19 protein-coding genes are annotated in these 21,369 nt (G+C 66.2%); 4 read left to right on the top strand and 15 right to left on the bottom strand.

Translation table 11 applies throughout. The features are described 5' to 3' along the window. Nucleotides 1–42: 42 nt before the first annotated feature. A complete protein-coding gene (locus tag ACR80S_RS08540; RefSeq protein ID WP_435403008.1) occupies nucleotides 43–2,304 on the bottom strand; it encodes an EAL domain-containing protein in 2,262 nt (753 codons plus the stop codon). 291 nt (nucleotides 2,305–2,595) lie between these two features. Here ACR80S_RS08540 and ACR80S_RS08535 point away from each other — a divergent pair, with 291 nt between their 5' ends. Both ACR80S_RS08535 and ACR80S_RS08530 read left to right on the top strand, forming a co-directional pair. Further along, complete coding sequence (locus ACR80S_RS08535; RefSeq protein WP_435399823.1) at nucleotides 2,596–3,639, top strand: agmatine deiminase family protein; 1,044 nt, start codon at nucleotides 2,596–2,598, stop codon at nucleotides 3,637–3,639. Between the two features lie 160 nt (nucleotides 3,640–3,799). Further along, nucleotides 3,800–4,702, top strand: coding sequence for a carbon-nitrogen hydrolase (locus ACR80S_RS08530; protein ID WP_435399824.1), 903 nt, complete (start codon nucleotides 3,800–3,802; stop codon nucleotides 4,700–4,702). A gap of 126 nt (nucleotides 4,703–4,828) precedes the next feature. Here the strand turns inward: ACR80S_RS08530 and ACR80S_RS08525 are convergent, their stop codons facing one another. From ACR80S_RS08525 to ACR80S_RS08460, 14 genes are all read right to left on the bottom strand, one after another. Then, nucleotides 4,829–6,073 carry a uracil-xanthine permease family protein gene (locus ACR80S_RS08525; RefSeq protein ID WP_435399825.1) on the bottom strand — a complete coding sequence of 415 codons (1,245 nt, stop codon included), beginning with the start codon at nucleotides 6,071–6,073 and terminating at the stop codon, nucleotides 4,829–4,831. A 75-nt stretch (nucleotides 6,074–6,148) separates the two neighbouring features. Continuing rightward, nucleotides 6,149–7,792 carry a glycerol-3-phosphate dehydrogenase/oxidase gene (locus ACR80S_RS08520; protein WP_435399826.1) on the bottom strand — a complete coding sequence of 548 codons (1,644 nt, stop codon included), beginning with the start codon at nucleotides 7,790–7,792 and terminating at the stop codon, nucleotides 6,149–6,151. A gap of 362 nt (nucleotides 7,793–8,154) precedes the next feature. Then, nucleotides 8,155–9,879, bottom strand: coding sequence for an ABC transporter substrate-binding protein (locus ACR80S_RS08515; RefSeq protein ID WP_435403007.1), 1,725 nt, complete (start codon nucleotides 9,877–9,879; stop codon nucleotides 8,155–8,157). 80 nt (nucleotides 9,880–9,959) lie between these two features. Next, nucleotides 9,960–10,232 (bottom strand): DUF2160 domain-containing protein, encoded by a 273-nt coding sequence (locus ACR80S_RS08510; protein WP_435399828.1) that lies wholly within the window; start codon nucleotides 10,230–10,232, stop codon nucleotides 9,960–9,962. A gap of 13 nt (nucleotides 10,233–10,245) precedes the next feature. Continuing rightward, nucleotides 10,246–11,139, bottom strand: a complete 894-nt coding sequence (locus tag ACR80S_RS08505; RefSeq protein ID WP_435399829.1) for a carbohydrate ABC transporter permease — start codon at nucleotides 11,137–11,139, stop codon at nucleotides 10,246–10,248. A 1-nt stretch (nucleotide 11,140) separates the two neighbouring features. Next, on the bottom strand, nucleotides 11,141–12,028 hold the full coding sequence (locus ACR80S_RS08500; protein ID WP_435399830.1) for a carbohydrate ABC transporter permease: 888 nt from the start codon (nucleotides 12,026–12,028) through the stop codon (nucleotides 11,141–11,143). After that, the gene (locus ACR80S_RS08495; RefSeq protein ID WP_435399831.1) at nucleotides 12,021–13,121 is read right to left on the bottom strand and encodes an ABC transporter ATP-binding protein; all 1,101 of its coding nucleotides are present in this window, start codon (nucleotides 13,119–13,121) and stop codon (nucleotides 12,021–12,023) included. Before ACR80S_RS08495 ends, ACR80S_RS08500 begins: the two co-directional genes overlap by 8 nt. A 1-nt stretch (nucleotide 13,122) precedes the next feature. Beyond that, nucleotides 13,123–14,211, bottom strand: coding sequence for an ABC transporter ATP-binding protein (locus ACR80S_RS08490; protein WP_435399832.1), 1,089 nt, complete (start codon nucleotides 14,209–14,211; stop codon nucleotides 13,123–13,125). 279 nt (nucleotides 14,212–14,490) lie between these two features. Continuing rightward, on the bottom strand, nucleotides 14,491–15,120 hold the full coding sequence (upp, locus tag ACR80S_RS08485) for a uracil phosphoribosyltransferase (RefSeq protein ID WP_435403006.1): 630 nt from the start codon (nucleotides 15,118–15,120) through the stop codon (nucleotides 14,491–14,493). A gap of 127 nt (nucleotides 15,121–15,247) precedes the next feature. After that, nucleotides 15,248–15,931, bottom strand: coding sequence for a uracil-DNA glycosylase (gene ung / locus ACR80S_RS08480; RefSeq protein WP_435403005.1), 684 nt, complete (start codon nucleotides 15,929–15,931; stop codon nucleotides 15,248–15,250). Nucleotides 15,932–15,934: 3 nt separating this feature from the next. After that, nucleotides 15,935–16,414, bottom strand: a complete 480-nt coding sequence (gpt, locus tag ACR80S_RS08475) for a xanthine phosphoribosyltransferase (RefSeq protein ID WP_435399835.1) — start codon at nucleotides 16,412–16,414, stop codon at nucleotides 15,935–15,937. A gap of 4 nt (nucleotides 16,415–16,418) precedes the next feature. Beyond that, nucleotides 16,419–16,964 carry an adenine phosphoribosyltransferase gene (locus tag ACR80S_RS08470; RefSeq protein ID WP_435399836.1) on the bottom strand — a complete coding sequence of 182 codons (546 nt, stop codon included), beginning with the start codon at nucleotides 16,962–16,964 and terminating at the stop codon, nucleotides 16,419–16,421. 36 nt (nucleotides 16,965–17,000) lie between these two features. Then, nucleotides 17,001–18,305, bottom strand: coding sequence for an NCS2 family permease (locus ACR80S_RS08465; RefSeq protein WP_435399837.1), 1,305 nt, complete (start codon nucleotides 18,303–18,305; stop codon nucleotides 17,001–17,003). A gap of 214 nt (nucleotides 18,306–18,519) precedes the next feature. Continuing rightward, complete coding sequence (locus ACR80S_RS08460; RefSeq protein WP_435399838.1) at nucleotides 18,520–19,149, bottom strand: riboflavin synthase subunit alpha; 630 nt, start codon at nucleotides 19,147–19,149, stop codon at nucleotides 18,520–18,522. Nucleotides 19,150–19,588: 439 nt separating this feature from the next. On the opposite strand from ACR80S_RS08460, the gene ACR80S_RS08455 reads away from it, so the two are divergent. Beyond that, a complete protein-coding gene (locus tag ACR80S_RS08455) occupies nucleotides 19,589–20,674 on the top strand; it encodes a methionine ABC transporter ATP-binding protein (protein ID WP_435403004.1) in 1,086 nt (361 codons plus the stop codon). Continuing rightward, on the top strand, nucleotides 20,655–21,308 hold the full coding sequence (locus ACR80S_RS08450) for a methionine ABC transporter permease (RefSeq protein WP_435399840.1): 654 nt from the start codon (nucleotides 20,655–20,657) through the stop codon (nucleotides 21,306–21,308). Before ACR80S_RS08455 ends, ACR80S_RS08450 begins: the two co-directional genes overlap by 20 nt. The last annotated feature ends 61 nt before the right edge of the window (nucleotides 21,309–21,369 follow it).

Raw genomic sequence — 21,369 nt, 5'->3', positions numbered from 1 at the left:
TCGGGGCACCGGTGCCTTGTCGCGGATTTGCACGACCGTCGCTCAGGGCAGTCGACGCTCGGACGTCGGTTGCGGGACAGGCATGCCGATGCAGGCCCCCTGGGCATGATCGATGCCCAGTTCGCGCACCCGCACCAGCACCTCGGGGCCATGCACGAATTCCGCCACCGTCTCGATGCCCAGTTCCCGTGCGAAGCGCACGATACCGCGGGTCAGGGTCAGGGCCTGGGGGTCATGATCCAGGTGGCGAATCAGGCTGCCATCGATCTTGAGCAGATCCACGTCGAGGCGCAGCAAGTGCTCGAAGTTGGCGTAACCGGTGCCGAAGTCGTCGATGGCGATGCGCACCCCCATCGCGCGGGCCCGCGCAATGGCAACGCTGACCGCCGCATAGCTGTCGATGCTGTGGGACTCGAGGATCTCGAAGATCAGCCGGCCGCCCAGGCCGCTCTCTGCCACCCGGGCGAGCAGCGGTTCACACACCTCTGGATCCACCAGGTCCTCGGCGGCGAGGTTGAGGGAGAAGGCCTGGTCGCTGTCGGCCATGGCCGCCAGACAGCACTCGAGCATGGTCAGGGTCAACCGCCGGTGCAGCCGGCTGCGCCGCGACACCTCCAGGAACTGGCCGGGGTTCATCGCCTCGCCCTGCTCGTCGATCAGTCGTATCAGGCACTCGTGCTTGGTGATACGGCCGCTGGCCAGCTCGAGGATCGGCTGGAAGTAGGCGACGATTCGCCCCTCCTCGAGGGCGGCGGTGAGGCGGTTGGCCCAGGCCAGGTTCTGCTCGTAGCCCTCCCGCACGCCCATGCCGGGGTCATGGATGCGGCTGCCCAGCTGCTGCTCCCTAGCCTGGCGCAGTGCCATCCCGGCGGCGGAAATCAGCGCCTCGCGGTCCTCCTCCTCGAGCTGCCAGGTGGCGGCCAACCCCAGGGTGGCATGCAGCGCCAGCTCCTGCCCCCGCCAGGTCAACCGTGAGCTGCCCACGGCCGCCTGCAGCGTCGCAAGGCGCTGCACCAACGACGCCGGGGAGAGCCGGCCCGGTAACCAGATCGCCTGCTCGTCGGCGGGCATGCGGTAGAGCCGACTCCCGCGCCACTCCGGCCCCTCGAGCGCGTCGGCAAGAAGCGCCGCCATGTGGCGAATCACCTGATCACCGCAGGCCTGACCGAAGACGCCGTTGAACTGTTTGAAGCCATCCACGTTGACCAGCACCAGGGCACCAGGCTTGTGACCCTCCAGGTCGGCCAGCAGGCGGGCACGGTTGGGCAGGCCCGTGAGGGGATCGGTGTAGAGGGTGCGCAGCTGGCGCAACAGGCCGGCCACCAGAAGCAGGATCACCAGCGCCAGCAGCAGCACCCCCGCCCCCACCGTCGCCATGATGCGCAGGTTGGCCTGGCGCATGGGGATCAGCACCGCATCGATCTCGGCCTGGGGCGCGCCGATGCCAAAGACCATGCCGGCCCGGGTGGTGGCGTGCAATAGCATCCAGGGCTCGCCCGCCAGGACCAGGGAACTCAACGTCAGCGCCCTGCTGGCCCCGCGATGCAGCGATTGGTCGATGACCGCCTCGATCAGCGGCCGGGCGCGGGCCTGGTCCTCGGCCAGGGCCAGGCTCGAGAGGTTGCGGTTCTCGCGGTCCACCAGGAAGGTGAAGGCGCTCGGCGTCACTTGTACGTCGCTGATCAGGCCGATGATGTCGCCGGCTACCCAGTCGCTGGCCACCATGCCGAGCACCCGCCCGTCGGCGTCGCGAACCGGGGCGCTGGCACTGATCACCATGTCGTCGATGCGCACCTTGAAGTAAGCGGCGGTCCAGTGCAGTGCCGGCGCCCCCTCGCGCCAGGCGTCGAGCCGCCTGGCCAGCCCGTCGCCCTCGGCCCAGCCCGCCACGAGGGGTGCGATCCGCACTTCACCCCCTTGCCGCCAGACGTACCTGCCCAGCGGCGGCGTGGCGGCGCCGAGCCACAGGGTCAACCCCCGGGCATCGGGAAAGTCGGCCAGCGCCTGACGCAGGGCCTCCTCGGCCGCCGCGGGTCCACCGTCCAGTTCGATGAGCAGCTGGCCCACCCGCGCCAGGTCCTGGGTATTCTGCTCCATGCGCCGATGGTGGGCGTCGATGCGCTCCAGATTGGCCTGGAAGGTCTCGTGGATCTGGTGCTCGCGCAGTTCGGCCAATGAGGATTCGGCGATGCGCAGGTTCAGGTCGGAGAGGAGCCACATGCCGCCGAGGAAGAGCGCCACCAGCAGCGCCAGCAGCAGCATGATGACGTGGCGGCCGGCCAGCCCGGAGGCGGGTCGTTTCATCGTGCGGCCTCGACGCGGCCCCGTCCATGAGAGGCAATCACGCCGGCGCCGCCGCCGAGCAGCCACCACGGGGCGAAGGGCAAGAGGGAGCGGGTCAACGGGCGCATGGGGCTCCTCGATAGATCGGCTGAACCATCAGCGGCACGTCAAGCCGCGATAAACCAAGAATATCATCCAAGCCCGCCTCCGGCCGAGACCGATCCTCGCCCCGGCGCCACTTGCATCGTTACCCGTTGATGCCTACATTCGCGACCTGACCCACCGACTCACCCAGCGGGGCTTCCTGTGACCATGGCCAAACGCCTGCTTCCCGAATGGCATCCCCAGGATGCCGTCCAGCTTACCTGGCCCGGCCCCGAGAGCGACTGGGCGCCCCTGCTCGAGCGCATCGAGGCCACCCTGGAGGCCATGGTGGTCGCCATCGCCTGCTATCAGGACGTGCTGGTCAGCGTGCCCGACACCGCCACCCGCACCCATCTGGCCGGCCGCTTCGCCGCGCTGGGGGTGCCGGACGGGCGCCTGTACCTGGTGGTGGCAGCGTCCGACGACACCTGGACCCGGGACCACGGCCCCCTGGCCGTGGAAGAGAACGGCGCACTGCGCCTGCATGACTACGTCTTCACCGGCTGGGGGGGCAAGTTCCCGGCCGCCCGGGACAACACCCTGACCCGCCGCCTGGCAGATGTCGGCGCCTACGCCTGTCCGGTGAGCGAGCGCGGCCTGGTGCTGGAAGGCGGCGCCATCGAAAGCGACGGTGCAGGCACCCTGCTGACCACCGAGGCGTGCCTGCTCCACCCCAACCGCAACCCGGGCCTGGACCGCCAGGCGGTGGAGGACTGGCTGCACGAGGACTTCGGGGTGACCCGTGTGCTGTGGCTGGCTCACGGCCACCTGGAGGGCGACGACACCGACAGCCACGTGGACACCCTGGCACGCTTCTGCGACCCGGCCACCATCGCCTACATGCGTTGCGACGACGAGGCCGATCCCCACTACCCGGCACTGGCCGCCATGGAGGCAGAGCTCAAGGCGCTGCGCCGCCGTGACGGCGAGCCCTACCGGCTGGTGCCGCTGCCCTGGCCGCGGCCCTGCTTCGACCCGATGGACGGCCATCGCCTGCCGGCCACCTACGCCAATTTCCTGATCATCAACGGCGCGGTGCTGGTGCCGGTCTATGGCGATGCCGCCGACACCCGGGCCCTCACCGCCCTGGCCGGCGCCTTCCCGGGGCGCGACATCATCCCCATCGACTGCCTGAGCGTGATCCGCCAGCACGGCAGCCTGCACTGCCTGACCATGCAGCTGCCACAAGGCAGCCTGGCTACACACGACTGAAGGCAGATCAGAACACAACATCAGGGGCGCTGGGGACAAGCCGAAGAGGAGGTCCTACGCCAGGGATGGCGTCGGTAGCGTGCAGGGAGGTATTCACATCGCCGCCGGAAGGCTTGTCGCCAGCAAAGCCCCGAGAAACGAATCACGAGGAGAGCCCATCATGCCCCGCCATCTGAAGGTCGGCCTGGTCCAGCAGCCCGCCTGGCCCGACAAGGCAAGAAGCCTCGCCGAGAGCGAGGCCGGCATCCGCGAGCTGGCCGCCGCCGGCGCCGAGCTGGTCATGCTGCAGGAGCTGCACGCCACCCACTACTTCTGCCAGTACGAGGACACCGAGCTGTTCGACCTGGCCGAGCCCCTGGATGGCCCCACCGGCACCCGCCTCGCGGCACTGGCCGCCGAGCTCGATGTCGTGCTGGTGGGCTCGCTGTTCGAGCGCCGCGCACCGGGGCTCTACCACAACACCGCTGTGGTCTATGACCGCAAGCGCGGCGCCGTGGGCCACTACCGCAAGATGCACATCCCCGACGATCCGGGCTTCTATGAGAAGTTCTACTTCACCCCCGGAGACCAGGACGACGCCCGCGGCCAGGGCTTCCACCCCATCGACACCTCGCTGGGCCGCCTCGGCGTGCTGGTCTGCTGGGACCAGTGGTACCCCGAAGCGGCGCGGTTGATGGCGCTGGCCGGCGCAGAGCTGCTGCTCTACCCCACCGCCATCGGCTGGGACCCGGCCGACGACGACGCCGAAAAGACGCGCCAGAAGGATGCCTGGACGCTGATCCAGCGCAGCCACGCGGTGGCCAACGGCGTGCCGGTGATCGTCGCCAACCGGGTCGGCCACGAGCCGGACCACTCCGGTGTCGGCCGCGGCATCGACTTCTGGGGCAACAGCTTCATCGCCGGGCCCCAGGGGGAGCTCCTGGCCCACGCCGGGGTGCAGGCCGAGCGCCTGCTGGTGACCCTGGACATGGACCGCGGCGAGGACGTGCGGCGAATCTGGCCGTATCTGCGCGACCGTCGTATCGATGCCTATGGCGATCTGACCCGTCGCTACCGGGACTGAGCCCGACTGGGTTCGTGCAACACCGCTAATCGCGCAGCGGAGCCGCGCTCCCACAGGAGTACGGCTCGGTAACACCGCCCCGTGGGAACGAACGTCAGTTCGCGAATGTAGTAGCCTTCGCGCGCTTTACTCCTCTTCCTCGGCGCGGGGCAGCACCCAGTTCAGCACGATGCCCACCAGGGCGGCGAGGCTGACCCCCTGCAGGGTGAACTGGCCGCCGCCGAACTGCATGCCCCCGATGCCGAACACCAGGATCAGCGAGATCACCACCAGGTTGCGCGGCGCGGTCAGCGAGTGGCCGGCGCGCACCAGGGTGTTCATGCCCACCACGGCGATGGAGCCGAACAGCAGGGTCATGATGCCACCCATCACCGGGCCGGGAATGGTCTGCAGCAGCGCGCCCAGCTTGGCGACGAAAGCGAGACCCACGGCGAGGCAGGCGGCCACGATCATGTAGATCGGGTTGAAGGCGCGGGTCAGGGTCACCGCCCCGGTCACCTCGGAGTAAGTGGTGTTCGGCGGGCCGCCGAACAGCGCCGCGGTGGTGGTGGCCAGGCCGTCGCCCAGCAGGGTGCGGTGCAGGCCGGGCGTCTCCAGGTAGTTCTTGCGGGTTACCGAGCCGATGGCCACCATGTCGCCGATGTGCTCCACCGCCGGCGCAATGGCCACCGGGATCATGAAGAGGATCGCCGCCCAGTGGAAGCTCGGCGCAGTGAAGGCCGGAATCGACAGCCAGGCCGCTTCCTGCACCGGGGTGAAGTCCACCATGCCCATCATCAGTGCCAGCACATAGCCGGTGACGATGCCGCCCATGATCGGGATCAGGCGCAAGATGCCGCGGCCGAATACCGCCAGCACCAGGGTCACCAGCAGGCTGGTCATGGAGAGGAAGATCGCCGGAGCATAGCCGATGTGGTCGCTGGTCTCGCCGGTGGCCATGCTCACCGCCACCGGCGCCAGGGCCAGGCCGATCACCATGATCACCGGCCCCACCACCACCGCCGGCAACAGCCGATGCAGCCAGGCGGTGCCCTTGAGGCGCACGGCCTGGGAGATCGCCACGTAGACCAGGCCCGCCGCCATCAGCCCGCCCATGGTGGCCGGGATGCCGAAGTTGGCCACCGACCCCTGGATCGGTGCGATGAAGGCGAACGACGAGGCCAGGAACACCGGCACGGTGACCCGGGTGATGCCGTGGAATACCAGGGTGCCCACGCCGGCGGTGAACAGCGCCACACTGGGGTCCAGGCCGGTGAGCAGGGGCACCAGCACCAGGGCACCGAAGGCCACGAAGAGCATCTGGGCCCCGGTGAGCAGGACCTTGAGGGGCGACTCGGCCGCTGGGTGGGCGGCCGCCGAGGTGTCAGTCATGGGGGCTCCAGGGAGTCAGCAAGAGGGAATCGGGCGGCATTCTAGCAGTCCGCCCCGCAGGGAACGAGCCACCGCTCAGCCCCCCGCTTCCACCCTGACTTCACGCGGCTCGGGCGGGGCCTCGGCCAGGTACTCCTCCAGGCGCTGCTGCGCCAGGTCCCCGAAGAGTATCCGGCAGGCCTCGTCCAGTCCCGGCGATTCGCGGATGCTCGACTCCGATACCACCAGGGAGACCTTCGAGCGCCGACGCAGAAAATCCTCCAGACGGGTGACCATCTCGCGGCGCCGTGCCTGCTCCAACTCCACCCGCAGGTATTCGGTCCCCTCGATGAGCACTTCGGCCTGGCGTTCGTCCTGCCGGATCGCCTCGAGCATCTCGAAACCCTGTGACCCGTAGCGCCGCCACAGACGCTGGCTGAGCGGTTCGGAGGCGTGCTCGGCGGTCATGGCATCCAGGTCCATCAGCCGGGCCTGGTGCAGGAAGGCCTCGCGTACCGAGGCATCCGGCTCACCGTACCAGCGCTGATCCGGATAGGGCAGATCGATGCCCAGGCCGCGCACCGCCTCGACCACCTCCTCGCCCACGTTGAGGCAGTCGGTGAGCTTGCCGCCGAAGATGCTGAGGTGGGCGCGCTGGCGGTCGAGGTCGATGGCGTGCTTGCGCGACAGGTTGAGGAAGTCCCGCTCGCCGTCGCCGCTGGGCTTCACGGCCAGCGGCCTGACGCCGCAGCGCGTGGCGATGATGTCCGACGCCTCCAGCGGCCTGGGGAGCGCCAGGCGCGTGTTGATGTTGTCGAGCACGAAGCGGATATCCTCCGCCGTTGCCCCGACCTCGGGCGTCTCCACCCGGGTATCGGTGGTGCCGATACAGGTGCGCTGCCCCATGGGAATGACGAAGAAGAGCCGCCCGTCGTCGGCAAAGAAGGCCAGTACCCGATGGCTCTCGGTGAGCCGAGGGACGATCAGGTGGATGCCCTTGGAGAAGACATGGTGGTGCTCGGTGTTCTGCCCGGAGCGCTGGTTCAGCTGGTCGACCCAGGGGCCCGCCGCATTGATAAGCACCCGCGAGCGGATCTCGAAGGTGTCGCCGGTCATGGCGTCGCGGGCCCGGGTGATCCAGACGCCCTCCTCGCGCCGCGACGCCAGGCACTCGACGTAGTTGGCTGCCACGGTGCCGAAGTCCAGGGCCGCCCGCACGAAGTTGAAGACGAAGCGCGCATCGTTGTCGTGGAGATAGGCGTCCGAGTACTCGAAGCCCCCCACCGCCGAGCCGACGTCGATGATCGGCTCCCGGGCGTGGAGCGCAGAGGGCTTCAGGTAGTGGGGCCGCCGGGTGAAGGCGTTACCCATCAACCAGTAGAGCCAGGTACCCGCCCAGGGCACCAGGGGGTGATGGCGAAACCCCTTGTTGATGGTGGTGAGAAAGCGGATCTCCTGCACCGATGAGGGGTAGCTTCTGATCAGGTGGTTGCGACTGCGGCAGAGCTTGCGCACGAGGGCGAAGTCGCCGCTCTCCATGTACTTGATGCCGCCCCATACCAGGTTGGAGGAGTGCATGCTGGTGCTGCCGGCGAAATCGCCCTTGTCGATCAGCGCCACCCGAGCCCCCTTGCCGCTCAGCGCGGCCGCCGCGGAGGCCCCGTTGATGCCGCCGCCGACCACCAGGATGTCGAAGCAGCGTTGGGGCAGCTTGCGCAGGTTGTTCTGTCTGAGTTGCATCTCTTGCCCTTCCTGAAAGCCCTTCCTGAAAACCCGTCTTGAAAACCCTTCTCGAAAAAAAGGGCCCCGCTCGGCATGACCGAGCGGGGCCTGGGTCCCGTTCGGGCAACCGGTCACACGTGTGCTGTTTTCCGGGGGTGCCGGGGTGGGGGGGGGGGGGGGAGGGGGGGGGGGGGGGTGGGGAGAAGGGGGGAGGGGGGGGGGGGGGGTGGGGAGAAGGGGGGAGGGGGGGGGGGGGGGTGGGGAGAAGGGGGGAGGGGGGGGGGGGGGGTGGGGAGAAGGGGGGAGGGGGGGGGGGGGGGTGGGGGGTGGGTGGGACGGGGGAGCGGGTGATGGCGGGCGCGGGCGCCCGCCATCACCTGTTACCGTGTGCCAGCCGCCATCCACGCCGCCATCATCTCGTCATAGGGTACCGTGGTGCCCTGAGGCATCTCGTCGTCGAGCTTCGCCTTGGGCGCGCCCGGCTGGGAGAGCCAGTACTCGGCGTCACGCTCCTCGTTGAGCTGCGGCGCGTAGACCTCGAAGACCCCGGCACGAGCCAGGCGAGCCATGACGCTGTCCAGGTCGCCGGCCAGGTTGTCGAGACCCTCCTGCGGGGAGATCTCGCCGCTGATCACCGGCGCCAGGTTCTGCCACCACAGCGGCGCCATGCGCGGGTAGTCGGGCACGTTGGTGCCGGTCGGCGTCCAGTTGGACTCGTTGGGGCTGCGGTAGAACTCCACCAGTCCGCCCAGCTTCGGCGCCATCTCGGTCATCCGCTCGGAGAAGATGTCCGACTCGCGGATGGGCGTCAGACCGGCCATCAGCTTCTCCAGGGAGACGCTCTTGGCCACGGTGAACTGACCGAACAGCCAGGCGGCGGTGCGGCGGTCCTCGGGCGTCGAGTCGAAGAAGGTCCAGGAGCCCACGTCCTGGTAGCCCACCTTCATGCCCTCCTCCCAGTACGGACCGGTGGGCGACGGGGCCATGCGCCACAGCGGATTGCCCTCCTCATCGGTGACCGGCAGGCCCGGGTCGGTCATGTCGGCGGTGAAGGCGGTGTACCAGAAGATCTGCTGGGCGATGTTGCCCTGGGCCGGCACGGGCCCTGCCTCGCCGAAGGTCATGCCCTGGGCCTCCTCGGGGGCATAGTCGCGGAGCCAGTCCACCGCCTTCTGCATGGCGAACACCGAGGCCGGTGCGTTGGTGCCGCCGCCACGGGTCACGCTGGCCCCCACCGGGCGGCTCTCCTCATCGACGCGGATCCCCCAGTCATCCACCGGGTTGCCGAAGGGCACGCCGGGGCTGCCCATGCCGGCCATGGAGAGCCAGGAGTCATGGAAGCGCCAACCCAGCGACGGGTCGCGACGGCCGTAGTCCATGTGGCCAAAGATCCGGGTGCCGTCGATCTCGCCGACGTGCTCGGTGAAGAACTCGGCGATGTCCTCGTAGGCTGTCCAGTTGGTGGGCACGCCCAGGTCGTAGCCGTAGATGTCCCGGAACTGCGCCTGTAGGTCCTCGCGCTGGAACCAGTCATGGCGGAACCAGTAGAGGTTGGCGAACTGCTGGGCGGGCAGCTGATAGATGCTGCCGTCGGGGCCGGTGGTGTACTGGATGCCGATGAAATCGTCGAGATCCAGGGTGGGCAGGGTGAAGTCGGCCCACTCGTTCTCCATCGCCTCGGAGAGGTTGATGGTGGTGCCATAGCGGATGTGGGTTCCGATAGCGTCGGAGTCGTTGATGAAGCCGTCGTAGATGTTGCGACCCGACTGCATCTGGGTCTGCATGTTGTTGACCAGGTCCCCCTCGCCGATGATGTTGTGGGTGACGTCGATGCCGGTCAGCTCGCTGAAGGCCCTCGCCAGCACGTCCCGCTCATAGACGTGGGTGGTCAGGCCCTCGGCGACGGTGTTGATGGACATACCTCGGAACGGCTCAGCCGCCTCGGCGAACCAGAGCAGTTCCTCGATCTGCTCCTCGCGGGTCAGCGTCGAGTTCTGGAAGTGCTCGTCGACCAGCCGCTCGGCGATGGCGCGTGCCTCGTGGTTGTCGGCGTGCAGGGTGCTACTTGCCAGCATGACACCGGCAGCCAGCAGAGAGAGTCTCATTGTTGTCGCTTTCATATTGACCTCTTCGGTTGTGAGGGTTCGTCCGTGAACGTTCGGTCATTCGGCTCCATGCGTTTCTGTCAGCCCCAGCGCATCAGGATCAGCAGCCACAGGATCGAGATGCCCAGGGCCAGCCAGAGGCTGAGTGAGGTGAAGCCCACCACCATCAGGTGGATGTAGGCCGCGCAGAGCAGCCCGATGAAGAGCCGGTCACCGCGGGTGGTGGCGATCGGCAGGAAGCCCCTGCGCTCGATGGTCGGCGAGGCGAGTTCCCAGGCCGTCATGCCCACCAGGATGGCGGCAATGACGGAGAAGAAGATCGCAGTGGGCGTGGTCCATACCATCCATTCCATGACTGCTTCCTTTTCAGGTCCGACCCAGGGCAAAGCCCTTGGCGATGTGGTTGCGGACGAAGTAGACCACCACGATGCCGGGCAGGATCGTCAGCACCCCGGCGGCGGAGAGCGCTCCCCAGTCGATGCCCGAGGCGCCCTTGGTCTGAGTCATCACCGAGCCGATGGGCTGGGCATTGGTCGCGGTCAGGGTGCTGGAGAGCAGCAGTTCCACCCAGGAGAACATGAACAGGAAGAACAGCGTCACGCCGATGCCCGAGCTGATCATGGGGATGAAGATCTTCACGAAGAAGCGCGGAAAGCTGTAGCCGTCGATAAACGCCGTCTCGTCGATCTCCTTGGGCACGCTGCTCATGAAGCCCTCCAGGATCCAGATCGCCAGAGGGATGTTGAAGAGACAGTGCGCCAGGGCAACGGCCACGTGGGTATCGAACAACCCGACGGTGTAGTACAGCTGGAAATAGGGCAGCAGAAACACCGCTGGCGGCGCCATCAGGTTGGTGAGCAGCCAGAAGAACAGGTGCTTGTCGCCGATGAAGCGATAACGGCTGAAGGCATAGGCCGCCGGCAGGGCCACGGCCAGGCTGATCAGCATGTTCATCAGCACATAGGCGATGGAGTTCACGTAGCCCATGTACCAGTTCGCGTCGGTGAAGATCTTGGCGTAGTGCTCCAGGGTGAAGTCCTGGGGCCACAGGGTCAGGGCCCCCAGGATCTCGCTGTTGGACTGGAACGACATATTGAGCAGCCAGTAGACCGGCAGCAGCACGAAGACGATGTAGGCCGTCATCAGGCCGCGGCGGCGCCACTGGCGGGAAACCGGGCGGGCCTGGCGGCGGCGCCTCGCATCGGCCGCGGCGGCCTGCTTGCGAACCGCTTCCGGCGTGGTGGGGATCGAGTGGTTCATGTCACGCCCCCTTGTCCAGTTGCTTATCCTTCTGGAAGTTCATGATCGCCGTGTAGAAGACCCAGCAGACCAGCAGGATGATCAGGAAGTAGATCAGCGAGAACGCCGCCGAGGGCCCCAGGTCTTGCTGCCCGATGGCCATGGTGGTCAGCGACTGGCTGAGGAAGGTGGTGGAGTTGCCCGGCCCGCCCCCGGTCAGCACGAAGGGCTCGGCATAGATCATGAAGGAGTGCATGAAGCGCAGCAGGATGCCGATGACCAGCACGTTGGTGAGCTTGGGCAGCTGGATGTAGCGGAACACCGCCCAGCGCGAGGCGCGGTCGATGCGCGCCGCCTGGTAGTAGGCGTCCGGGATGGAGCGCAGGCCGCTGTAGCAGAGCAGCGCGATCAGCGGCGTCCAGTGCCAGACATCCATCAGGATGATGGTGCCCCAGGCGTCCACGGCGCTGCGGGTGATGTTGTAGCCGTAGCCGAGCTCACGCAGGCCCCAGCCCATCAAGCCAATGTCGCCACGGGTGAAGATCTGCCAGATGCTGCCCACCACGTTCCAGGGGATCAGCAGCGGCATGGTCACCAGGATCAGGATCGCCGAGGCCTGCCAGCCCTTCTTGGGCATGAGCAGGGCGATGCCGATGCCCAGCGGGACCTCGATGGCCAGCACCGTCAGCGAGAAGGCGAACTGGCGCACCAGCGCCGCCTGTAGGGCCGGGTTGTTGAGTGTGGCCTGGAACCATTCCACGCCGGTGAAGAACCGGGTGTTGGCGTCGAAGACGTCCTGCACGGAGTAGTTCACCACGGTCATCAGCGGGATGATCGCCGAGAAGGCCACCAGCAGCAGCATGGGCAGGATCAGCCACCAGGCACGGTTGTTGTAGATCTTGTTATTCATGGGGAATCTCCACGCGAAACTCGTCGACATAGAGGCCGAGCCGCTCGAGGGGGAAGCGCAGCCAGGCCTTGCCTCGGGGCAGGGTCTCGTCCTCCTCGAGGCGCGCCTTGAAGGGAATCTCCCCCAGCCGCAGCGAGAGGATGGCGTAGGTGCCGAGATCCTGGACATCCTCGACCACGGCCTCCATGGCCTCGTCGATCGGCGTGGCGTGCACCTCGACGAACTCGGGCCGGATGCCCAGCTTGACGTTGGACGAGCGCGCGCCGGCCACGGCCCGATGCACCGCAGGGGATACGCTTAGCGGCAGCGTCCCGGCCACCACGCGGCCGTCGCGGATCTCGACCTCGAGGAAGTTCATCCCGGGGCTGCCGATGAAGTAGCCGACGAAGGTGTGGTTGGGCGTCTCGAAGAGCTCGCGGGGCGTGCCGAACTGGACCACCTGCCCCTCGTACATCACCGCGATCCGGTCGGCGAAGGTCGAGGCCTCGAGCTGGTCGTGGGTCACGTAGACCATGGTGATGTTGAAGCGCTGGTGGATCTCCTTGAGCTTGCGACGCAGCTTCCACTTCAGCTGAGGGTCGATGACCGTCAGCGGCTCATCGAACAGGATCGCCGAGACGTCGTCGCGCACCAGGCCACGCCCCATGGAGACCTTCTGCTTCTCGTCGGCGGTGAGGTTCTTGGCCTTGCGATGGAGCTGCGGGATGAGCTCGAGGACATCGGCCACTTCCATGACCCGCTCGCGCACCTTGTCGGCGGGAGTCCCGACGTTACGCAGCGGAAAGGCCAGGTTGTCGTAGACCGTCATGGTGTCGTAGACGACCGGGAACTGGAACACCTGGGCGATGTTGCGGGCCTCGGGAGGAAGGTGGTTGACCCGCTCGCCGTCGAAGAGCACATCGCCGCTGGAGGGTTCGAGCAACCCCGAGATGATGTTGAGCAGGGTCGATTTGCCGCAGCCGGAGGGGCCGAGCAGCGCATAGGCCCCGCCCTGGTGCCAGATGTGGTTCATCTCGCGGATGGCGTAGTCCTCGGCAGAGGACGGCTCGGCCACGTAAGAGTGGGCCAGGCTCTTGAGGGTGATCTCGGCCATCTCATGCCCTCCCGACGTGGGTCGGAATGTGGACCACGGCACCCTGACGGTCGAAGGCGTAGACCTTGTGGGTGGAAATGAAGAGCCTGACCGCCTGGCCGGGGGTGAACTCGTGGACGCCCTCGAGGTGCACGGTCAGGTGGAACAGCGCATTAGCCACGTGCAGGAAGGTCTCGGAGCCGCTGATCTCGGCCATCTCGACCTCCATCTCGACCTCGATGTCATCGTCGGAGCGCGGCGCGAGGGTGATGTGCGCGGGGCGCACCCCGAAGCGGTACTCGCCCGGCGCCAGGGTGCGCAGGTCGTCGTTGAGCGGGAAGTGGACGCGCTTGTCGAAGGTCACCTCTGAGCCCGAGATGATGCCGCGCATGACGTTGATCGGCGGCTCGGAGAACATCTCGGCGGTGAGGATATCCAGGGGCCGGTGGTAGACGTCGTCGGTGCGGCCATACTGCAGCAGACGCCCCTCGTGGAGCACCGCGGTGTGGCCACCCAGGGCCAGGGCCTCGGCCGGCTCGGTGGTGGCATAGACGGCGATGCAGTTACGCTCGCCGAACAGGTTGCGCAGCTCCTCGCGGAATTCCTCGCGCAGCTTGTAGTCGAGGTTCACCAACGGCTCGTCGAAGAGCACGACCTCGGCATCCTTGACCAGCGCCCGGCCCATGGCGGTGCGCTGCTGCTGTCCGCCCGACAGCTCCAGGGGCAGGCGGTCGAGCAGATGTTCGATATGTAACATTTCGGCGGTTTCACGAACCCGCCGATCGATCTCGGCCTTGCTCACCCGAGCCAGCCGCAGCGGCGAGGCGATGTTGTCGTAGACGCTCAGCGAGGGGTAGTTGATGAACTGCTGGTACACCATGGAGACGTTGCGACGGCGGACCGACACCCCGGTGACGTCCTGGCCGTTCATCAACACTCGGCCGCGGCTGGGTATGTCGAGCCCGGCCATGAGCCGCATCAGGGTGGTCTTGCCAGCCAGGGTGCGTCCCAGCAGGACGTTGAAGGAACCGGGTTCCAGCTCGAGGTTCACATCCGCAACGTGAGTGGCGCCACCGACCGTCAGATCGATATTTTCCAGGATCAATGACATGGCGAGTCTCGGTTGTTCGTTTTTGTATGACGACGATCAAGTCGACGTCCGAACACCATAGTTCAGGCTCGTATTGATGACACTTATGTTGCTTAACGAAAATTAGAACTCCAGGGACCAGATAATAATAACCATTTGATATTAAACTATTTTGTTAAAGGTTATACTTTAGGCGAAGCGAGAAAGAAGAGAATGGGAGCGGATAGCAGACGCGGCCATGTTCGAGTATGAACATGGCCGCGTCGAGAGCGCCTGGGACGGCGCCGAGGCAGGCGGGGCTCAGCGGGTACCGAAGATCTTGTCGCCGGCATCCCCCAGGCCGGGCACGATATAGCCGTGCTCGTCGAGGTGATCGTCCACCGCGGCGGTGTAGATCTCGATGTCCGGATAGGCGTCCTGGACTCGCTTGATGCCCTCCGGGGCGGCCACCAGCACGATCACCTTCATGTTCTTGCAGCCACGCTCGCGCAACATGTCCAGCGTCGCCACCATGGTGCCGCCGGTGGCCAGCATGGGGTCGATGACGATGGCCATGCGCTCGTCGAGGTCGTTGGCGAACTTGGCGAAGTAGGGCACCGGCTCGAGGGTCTCCTCGTCGCGGTAAAGGCCCACCACGCTGATCCTGGCGCTGGGGATCAGGTCCGTCACCCCGTCGAGCATGCCGAGACCCGCACGCAGGATGGGCACGATGGTGACCTTCTTGCCCTTGAGCAGCTGCACCGGGATCTTGTTGCCGCTCCAGCCGTCGATCTCCTGGGACTGAAGTTCCAGGTCCTGGGTCGCCTCGTAGGTCAAGAGCTTGGCCAACTCGCCGGCCAGTTCGCGGAAACTCTTGGTGCTGATGCCGGCTTCACGCATCAGGCCGAGCTTGTGCTGGACCAGGGGGTGCTCGATGGCGTGGACGCTCATGGGCGGACCTCTTCATTCGTGGGAACGGGGGGCGGAGCGGGGGGGGGGGACGATGGCGACCTTCGTTGCATGGCCAGAGTCGACAAATCGGATCTCATTCTACCCACATCCCGCGCCGAGGTTAAGGTCAGGGGATCTCCGGCAGTTGCCAGTCGATGGGCGAACGACCTTGCTCCACCAGGAAGGCATTGGCTCGGGAGAAGTGGTGGTTACCGAAGAAGCCACGATGGGCGGAGAGTGGCGAAGGGTGCGGCGACTCCAGCACCCGATGACGTGAGGTGTCTACCAGCGCCCTCTTCTGGCGGGCATGACTGCCCCACAGCAGGAACACCGACGGTTCGGCCCGGGCGTTGACGACCTCGATGGCCCGGTCGGTGAAGGTCTCCCAGCCTTGGCCGCGATGGGAGCCGGCATTGCCCTGCTCCACCGTCAGCGAGGTGTTGAGCAGCAGCACCCCCTGGCGCGCCCAGTGCTCCAGGTTACCGTGGGCCACCGGCCGGACGTCGACATCGGTCGCCAGTTCCTTGTAGATGTTGGCAAGCGACGGCGGCACGCGCACACCCTCGCGGACCGAGAAGCAGAGCCCATGGGCCTGGTTCGGCCCGTGGTAGGGATCCTGGCCGAGGATTACCACCTTTACGGCGTCCAGCGGGGTGAGATCGAAGGCACGGAACCAGTCCGCCGAGTGCGGATAGATCACTTTCCTTGCGGCCTTCTCGGCGGCCAGGAAGTCACGCAACGCTTGCATGTAGGGCGCCTGGAACTCGTCACCCAGCCAGCGCTGCCAGCTGTCGGAAATCGGACAGGCCATGGGTCAGCGCTTGGCCTGGTCGACCAGCGGCTCGACGTAGGCCACGCCCATGTCCCAGGGGAACTGGATCCAGCAATCCTGCGCCACCTCGGTGAGGTACTGGTCGACCAGCGGCTTGCCCTCGGGCTTGGCGTAGACGGTAACGAAGTGCGCTCTCGGCAGCAGCTCTCGCACCTTGCGAGCGGTCTTGCCGGTATCCACCAGGTCATCCACCAGCAGCCAGCCCTCGCCGTCGTGGTCGACGCCCTTCATCACGTCGAGTCCGCCCTGATCCATGTGATCATAACTCTTGATGCAGACGGTATCGATCAGGCGCACGTTGAGCTCGCGGGCGATCAGCGCCGCGGGGATCAGCCCGCCGCGGGTGATGGCGACGATCCCCTTGAAGTCGCGCTCCACCAACTGGTGGCAGAGCTCGCGGACGTCGCGGTGCAACTGGTCCCATGAGACGGTGAAGTGCTTGTGGTAGCGGTTGCTGCTCATGGGGTCACTCGTCCTCGGTGAATGAACAGACGGCGAAGACGTTGTAGCCCGCCTCGTGGATGCGCCGAGAGCCACCAAGGTCCGGCAGATCGACGATGGTGGCGGTCTCCACCACCTGGCCGCCGCTGCGGGTGATCAGCTTGGCGGCAGCCAGCATGGTGCCACCGGTGGCGATCAGGTCATCGACGATCAGGATGCGATCCCCCTGCCTGAAGGCGTCGGAATGCAGCTCCACCTCGGCCTCGCCGTACTCCAGGGTGTAGGTCTCGCTGATGGTACGGAACGGCAGCTTGCCCTTCTTGCGCACAGGCACAAAGCTGCAGCCGAGCTCATAGGCCACCGGTGCACCAACGATGAAGCCGCGGGCATCGATGGCGGCGATGGCGTCGAGGTCCATCTCCTGGTAACGGTGCACGAAGCTGTCGATCAGCTTGCGAAAGGCCGCGCTGTTCTGCAGCAGCGGCGTGATATCGCGGAAGTTGACCCCCGGGTGCGGCCAGTCGGGGACGGTGCGGATCACGGACTTGATGTAGTCGCCGTAGATGCTCATCGATTCGGGTCTCGGTGAGTGGATGCAATGGGTGGATCAGTCGAGGAACAGGAACTTGGCCGCGAACAACAGCGCCAGCACGATCACCGCCGGGTTCAGGTCCTTGAAGCGACCTGACAGGGTCTTGATGGCAGCGTAGCTGATGAAGCCCAGCGCGATGCCCTCGGCAATCGAGAAGGTCAGCGGCATTGCCAGGGCGGCGATCAGTACCGGCGCGGCGTCAGTGGGATCCTCCCAGTTGGCGTGGGCCAGGCTGCCGGCCATCAGCACCGCCACATAGAGCAGCGCCCCGGCGGTGGCATAGGCCGGGATCGAGCCCGCCAGCGGCGCGAAGAACAAGCTGATCAGGAACAGGCCAGCGACCACCACGGCGGTCAGGCCGGTGCGCCCGCCGGAAGCGATGCCGGCGGTGGACTCGATGTAGCTGGTGGTGGTCGAGGTACCGAGCACCGCACCGGCCATGGAGGCGCCGCTGTCGGCCATCATGGCGCGGCCGATGCGCGGCAGTTTGCCATCCTTGTCGAGCAGCTTGCCGCGATGGGCCACGCCCACCAGGGTGCCGGAGGTATCAAACAGATCGACGAACAGGAAGGCAAAGATCACGCTGAGCATGGCGATGTCCAGCGCGCCCCACAGGTCCAGCGCCATGAAGGTAGGCGCGATGGAGGGCGGCATGGCCATGATGCCGCCGTACTCGTTGTGGCCCAGCAGCATGGCGATCACGGTGATGCCGAGGATGCCGATCATCACGGCCCCGGTAACCTTCAGGTAGGCGAGCGCAGTGATCACGAAGAAGCCCAGCAGCGCATAGATGGCGGCCGGCTCGGAGAGATCCCCCAGGGAGACATAGGTGGCCGGGTTGGCGACCACGATGCCGGCGTTCTTCAGTGCGATCATTGCCAGGAAGAGGCCGATACCCGCGGCGATCCCCAGGCGCAGGGAGAGCGGGATCGAGTTGATGATCCACTCGCGCACCTTGAAGATGCTGAGCAGGAAGAAGCAGAGGCCGGAGAAGAACACCGCACCCAGCGCCTCCTCCCAGGTGTAGCCCATGCCCAGCACCACGCCGTAGGTGAAAAAGGCGTTGAGCCCCATGCCCGGTGCCTGGGCGATGGGGTAGTTGGCCCATAGCCCCATGATCAGACAGCCCACTGCCGCAGCCAGACAGGTGGCGACGAAGACCGCACCATAGTCCATGCCCGCCTCGGAGAGGATGCTGGGGTTGACGAAGATGATATAGGCCATGGTCAGGAAGGTGGTGATCCCGGCGATGACCTCGGTCTTCACGTTGGTGTTGTGCTCGGCCAGCTTGAACTGGTTGTCAATCAGGCGTTTCAGCATGTTGGTCGTTCCTGCGCGCGTGGACGGTGTGATGGTCCCGGGGTGCGAGAAAGGCGGCGAGAAAAGCCGACTATGTTACCCAAAGCGTCTCGGGGATGCGAGATGGCCGCGGGCGGACCATCCCGTGACTGCCCCCTGTATAAGCAACCTCCGGGCCAACCGCCAGCTGGCCCGCCAACGCAGACCTGGTAAAACGATCAACTCATCGCCAGGCTCAGACGCCGCGGGTCGCCAGCACCCGCTCGACGGTCTCGACGATGGCCTGGGTCTGGGGATCGATCTCGATGTTGACGCGATCCCCAGGCACCCGGTCCACCAGGGTGGTGCGCGCCAGGGTCTCGGGGATCAGGTTGACGCAGAAGCGCGGCCCGTGGGACGCATCGGCCCCACGCACCTCGCCGATGGTCAGACTGATGCCATCGACGCCGATGTAGCCCTTGTCGAACAGGAAGCGGCCCAGGGCGTGGGGCAGCTCGAACCACAGCCGGCGATTGTTGGGCGCCTCGTCGAGCTCCACGAGTTCGGCCGCCGCCATCACGTGGCCGGACATGGCGTGCCCGCCGATCTCGTCGCCGAAGCGGGCGGCGCGCTCGATATTGACGCGGCTTCCCACCGTCACTGCACCGAGATTGGTCACCTTGAGCGTCTCGTGCATCAGGTCGAAGCTGACCCGCTTGCCCTCGATGGCGGTCACCGTCAGGCAGACCCCGTTGTGGGCCACCGAGGCCCCGATCTCCAGCCCCTTGCGCAGGGCCTTGGGCAGGGCAATGACGTGGGTGCGAAACAGCTCCGCCTCTTCAATGGCAACCACCTTGGCGGTGCCCTGCACGATACCGGTGAACATGGCGTCTCCTCGACTGACTGGCACCCCGGCGCGGGGCACAAGGGGCACACAGTGTAAGGAATCCGCGCCGACCACGTCCATGACAGGGCACGCCACCCTACAGTCGGGCAGGCGCCCCTGTGGCATCGGCCAGTCATTAGCGCCCGAATGATTCTCACTCTTCAGAGGATCTTGCTGAATATCAACCCGGCTCCGACAGCATGCACCATTCACGTTGACTCGCGCCCACGCGCGCCCTATTCTTTCGCGCACATTTTGACGGCGCCGATTTGACCCCGGATTGCGGGCGCCAACGTCGTGGCCCCCTCGCGGAGGTCGCGACGTGAAGTGCAGCTAAAAGGGTGTGTTCAGCGTTGATGACCACCCGCCAGGGTGGCCTCTCCTTGTCCAGCGCCCTGCCCTGCACCGCCCGCCACGGCGCCTCTCTGCGGTGGCTTCCATGATACGACTCCACAACGTTTCCAAGACTTTTGTCATCAAGGGTCGCAAGCGACGCCAGGGCACCGACGAGCCCGATGGCGGCGCCAGTACGGTGCAGGCCCTCAGCAACGTCGACCTGCACGTACCCCAGGGCCAGATTCATGGGGTGATCGGCCTCTCGGGTGCCGGAAAGTCGACCCTGATCCGCTGCGTCAACCTGCTCGAGCGCCCGACCAGCGGCAGCGTCAGCGTGGATGGCCAGGAGCTCACCGGGCTCTCGCGCTCGGCGCTCAACCAGGCGCGCCATCGCATCGGCATGATCTTCCAGCACTTCAACCTGCTCACCAACCGCACGGTGTTCGCCAACGTGGCGCTGCCGCTTGAACTGATGGGCATGAAGCGATCAGAGATCCGCGAGCGGGTGACGCCGCTGCTCGACCTGGTGGGGCTTTCCGACAAGGCCAGCCAGTACCCGGCCCAGCTCTCCGGCGGGCAGAAGCAGCGCGTGGCCATCGCCCGGGCACTCGCCAGCCGCCCCAAGGTGCTGCTCTGTGACGAGGCCACCTCGGCGCTGGACCCCCAGACCACCGGCTCGATCCTCGCCCTGCTGCGCGACATCAATCACCAGCTCGGCCTGACCATCCTGCTGATCACCCACGAGATGGAGGTGGTCAAGTCGATCTGCCACCGGGTCAGCCTGATCTCCGACGGCGAGTTGGTGGAAGAGGCCGACGTGGGCGACTTCTTCACCGCCCCCAGGACGCAGCTGGGGCGAGAATTCCTCAACGACTTTCTCAAGCTGGAGCCGCCCCGCGCCCTGATCGACCAGCTTCAGGACGCCCCCGGTAAGAACACTCACCCGGTGGTGCGCCTGGCCTTCTCCGGCGACGCGGTTTCCACCCCGCTGATCTCGCGGCTGGCCAGGGAGTGCGGCGTCGATGTCAGCATCCTGCAGGCCAAGGTGGAGTCGATTCAGGAACGCACCCTGGGGCTGATGATCGCCGAACTGATGGGCCCGCCGGAGAAAACCCGCGAGGCCATCGACTACCTCGAATCCCATGATCTTCACGTGGAGGTGCTCGGCCATGTCCAGCGCACTGCTTGACTTGATCCTGCGGGCCACCCTGGACACCCTTTATATGGTGGCCGTCTCCGGGGTCCTCGCCGCCCTGGTGGGCATCCCGCTCGGGGTGCTGCTCTATGTGACCCGGCCCGGCCAGGTGCTGGCCCAGCCGGTGCTGAGCGGCGTGCTCGGCATCGTCACCAACATCGGCCGCTCGATCCCCTTCATCATCCTGATGGTGGCGATCATCCCCTTCACCCGCATGCTGGTGGGCACCTCCATCGGCACCAACGCCGCCGCGGTGCCTCTGACCATCGCCGCCATTCCCTTCATCGCCCGCCTGGTGGAGGGCGCGCTGAACGAGATCAACCCAGGCCTGGTGGAGGCCGCCCAGTCCATGGGCGCCACCCCCTGGCAGATCATCACCCGGGTGCTGCTGCCCGAGGCCCGCGGCGGCATCTTCACGGCGCTCACCGTCACCGTGGTGACCCTGGTGAGCTATTCGGCCATGGCCGGCGCCGTGGGTGGCGGGGGCCTCGGCGATCTGGGCATCCGTTACGGTTACAACCGCTTCAACCCCACCATCATGCTGATCACCGTGGCAATACTCGTGGTCATGGTGCAGGGCTTCCAGAGCCTGGGGGACTATCTGGTGCGCAAGAGCGATCACAAGTAGGGGAAGCCTTGCTCCGCAAATAGCAAAAAGCTATTTAAACTATTTTTTTTATTCCGTTATT

The organism is Halomonas salsilacus (assembly GCF_051216275.1).
In the GTDB taxonomy this organism is placed as follows: domain Bacteria; phylum Pseudomonadota; class Gammaproteobacteria; order Pseudomonadales; family Halomonadaceae; genus Halomonas.
This window is presented reverse-complemented; position numbering and strand designations above follow the sequence as displayed.

Excerpts from the sequence above, each read along its gene's own strand:
- ACR80S_RS08540 (WP_435403008.1), bottom strand. The coding sequence starts at position 2,304 with ATGAAACGACCCGCCTCCGGGCTGGCCGGCCGCCACGTCATCATGCTG.
- ACR80S_RS08535 (WP_435399823.1), top strand. The coding sequence starts at position 2,596 with ATGGCCAAACGCCTGCTTCCCGAATGGCATCCCCAGGATGCCGTCCAG.
- ACR80S_RS08530 (WP_435399824.1), top strand. The coding sequence starts at position 3,800 with ATGCCCCGCCATCTGAAGGTCGGCCTGGTCCAGCAGCCCGCCTGGCCC.
- ACR80S_RS08525 (WP_435399825.1), bottom strand. The coding sequence starts at position 6,073 with ATGACTGACACCTCGGCGGCCGCCCACCCAGCGGCCGAGTCGCCCCTC.
- ACR80S_RS08520 (WP_435399826.1), bottom strand. The coding sequence starts at position 7,792 with ATGCAACTCAGACAGAACAACCTGCGCAAGCTGCCCCAACGCTGCTTC.
- ACR80S_RS08515 (WP_435403007.1), bottom strand. The coding sequence starts at position 9,879 with ATGAGACTCTCTCTGCTGGCTGCCGGTGTCATGCTGGCAAGTAGCACC.
- ACR80S_RS08510 (WP_435399828.1), bottom strand. The coding sequence starts at position 10,232 with ATGGAATGGATGGTATGGACCACGCCCACTGCGATCTTCTTCTCCGTC.
- ACR80S_RS08505 (WP_435399829.1), bottom strand. The coding sequence starts at position 11,139 with ATGAACCACTCGATCCCCACCACGCCGGAAGCGGTTCGCAAGCAGGCC.
- ACR80S_RS08500 (WP_435399830.1), bottom strand. The coding sequence starts at position 12,028 with ATGAATAACAAGATCTACAACAACCGTGCCTGGTGGCTGATCCTGCCC.
- ACR80S_RS08495 (WP_435399831.1), bottom strand. The coding sequence starts at position 13,121 with ATGGCCGAGATCACCCTCAAGAGCCTGGCCCACTCTTACGTGGCCGAG.
- ACR80S_RS08490 (WP_435399832.1), bottom strand. The coding sequence starts at position 14,211 with ATGTCATTGATCCTGGAAAATATCGATCTGACGGTCGGTGGCGCCACT.
- upp (WP_435403006.1), bottom strand. The coding sequence starts at position 15,120 with ATGAGCGTCCACGCCATCGAGCACCCCCTGGTCCAGCACAAGCTCGGC.
- ung (WP_435403005.1), bottom strand. The coding sequence starts at position 15,931 with ATGGCCTGTCCGATTTCCGACAGCTGGCAGCGCTGGCTGGGTGACGAG.
- gpt (WP_435399835.1), bottom strand. The coding sequence starts at position 16,414 with ATGAGCAGCAACCGCTACCACAAGCACTTCACCGTCTCATGGGACCAG.
- ACR80S_RS08470 (WP_435399836.1), bottom strand. The coding sequence starts at position 16,964 with ATGAGCATCTACGGCGACTACATCAAGTCCGTGATCCGCACCGTCCCC.
- ACR80S_RS08465 (WP_435399837.1), bottom strand. The coding sequence starts at position 18,305 with ATGCTGAAACGCCTGATTGACAACCAGTTCAAGCTGGCCGAGCACAAC.
- ACR80S_RS08460 (WP_435399838.1), bottom strand. The coding sequence starts at position 19,149 with ATGTTCACCGGTATCGTGCAGGGCACCGCCAAGGTGGTTGCCATTGAA.
- ACR80S_RS08455 (WP_435403004.1), top strand. The coding sequence starts at position 19,589 with ATGATACGACTCCACAACGTTTCCAAGACTTTTGTCATCAAGGGTCGC.
- ACR80S_RS08450 (WP_435399840.1), top strand. The coding sequence starts at position 20,655 with ATGTCCAGCGCACTGCTTGACTTGATCCTGCGGGCCACCCTGGACACC.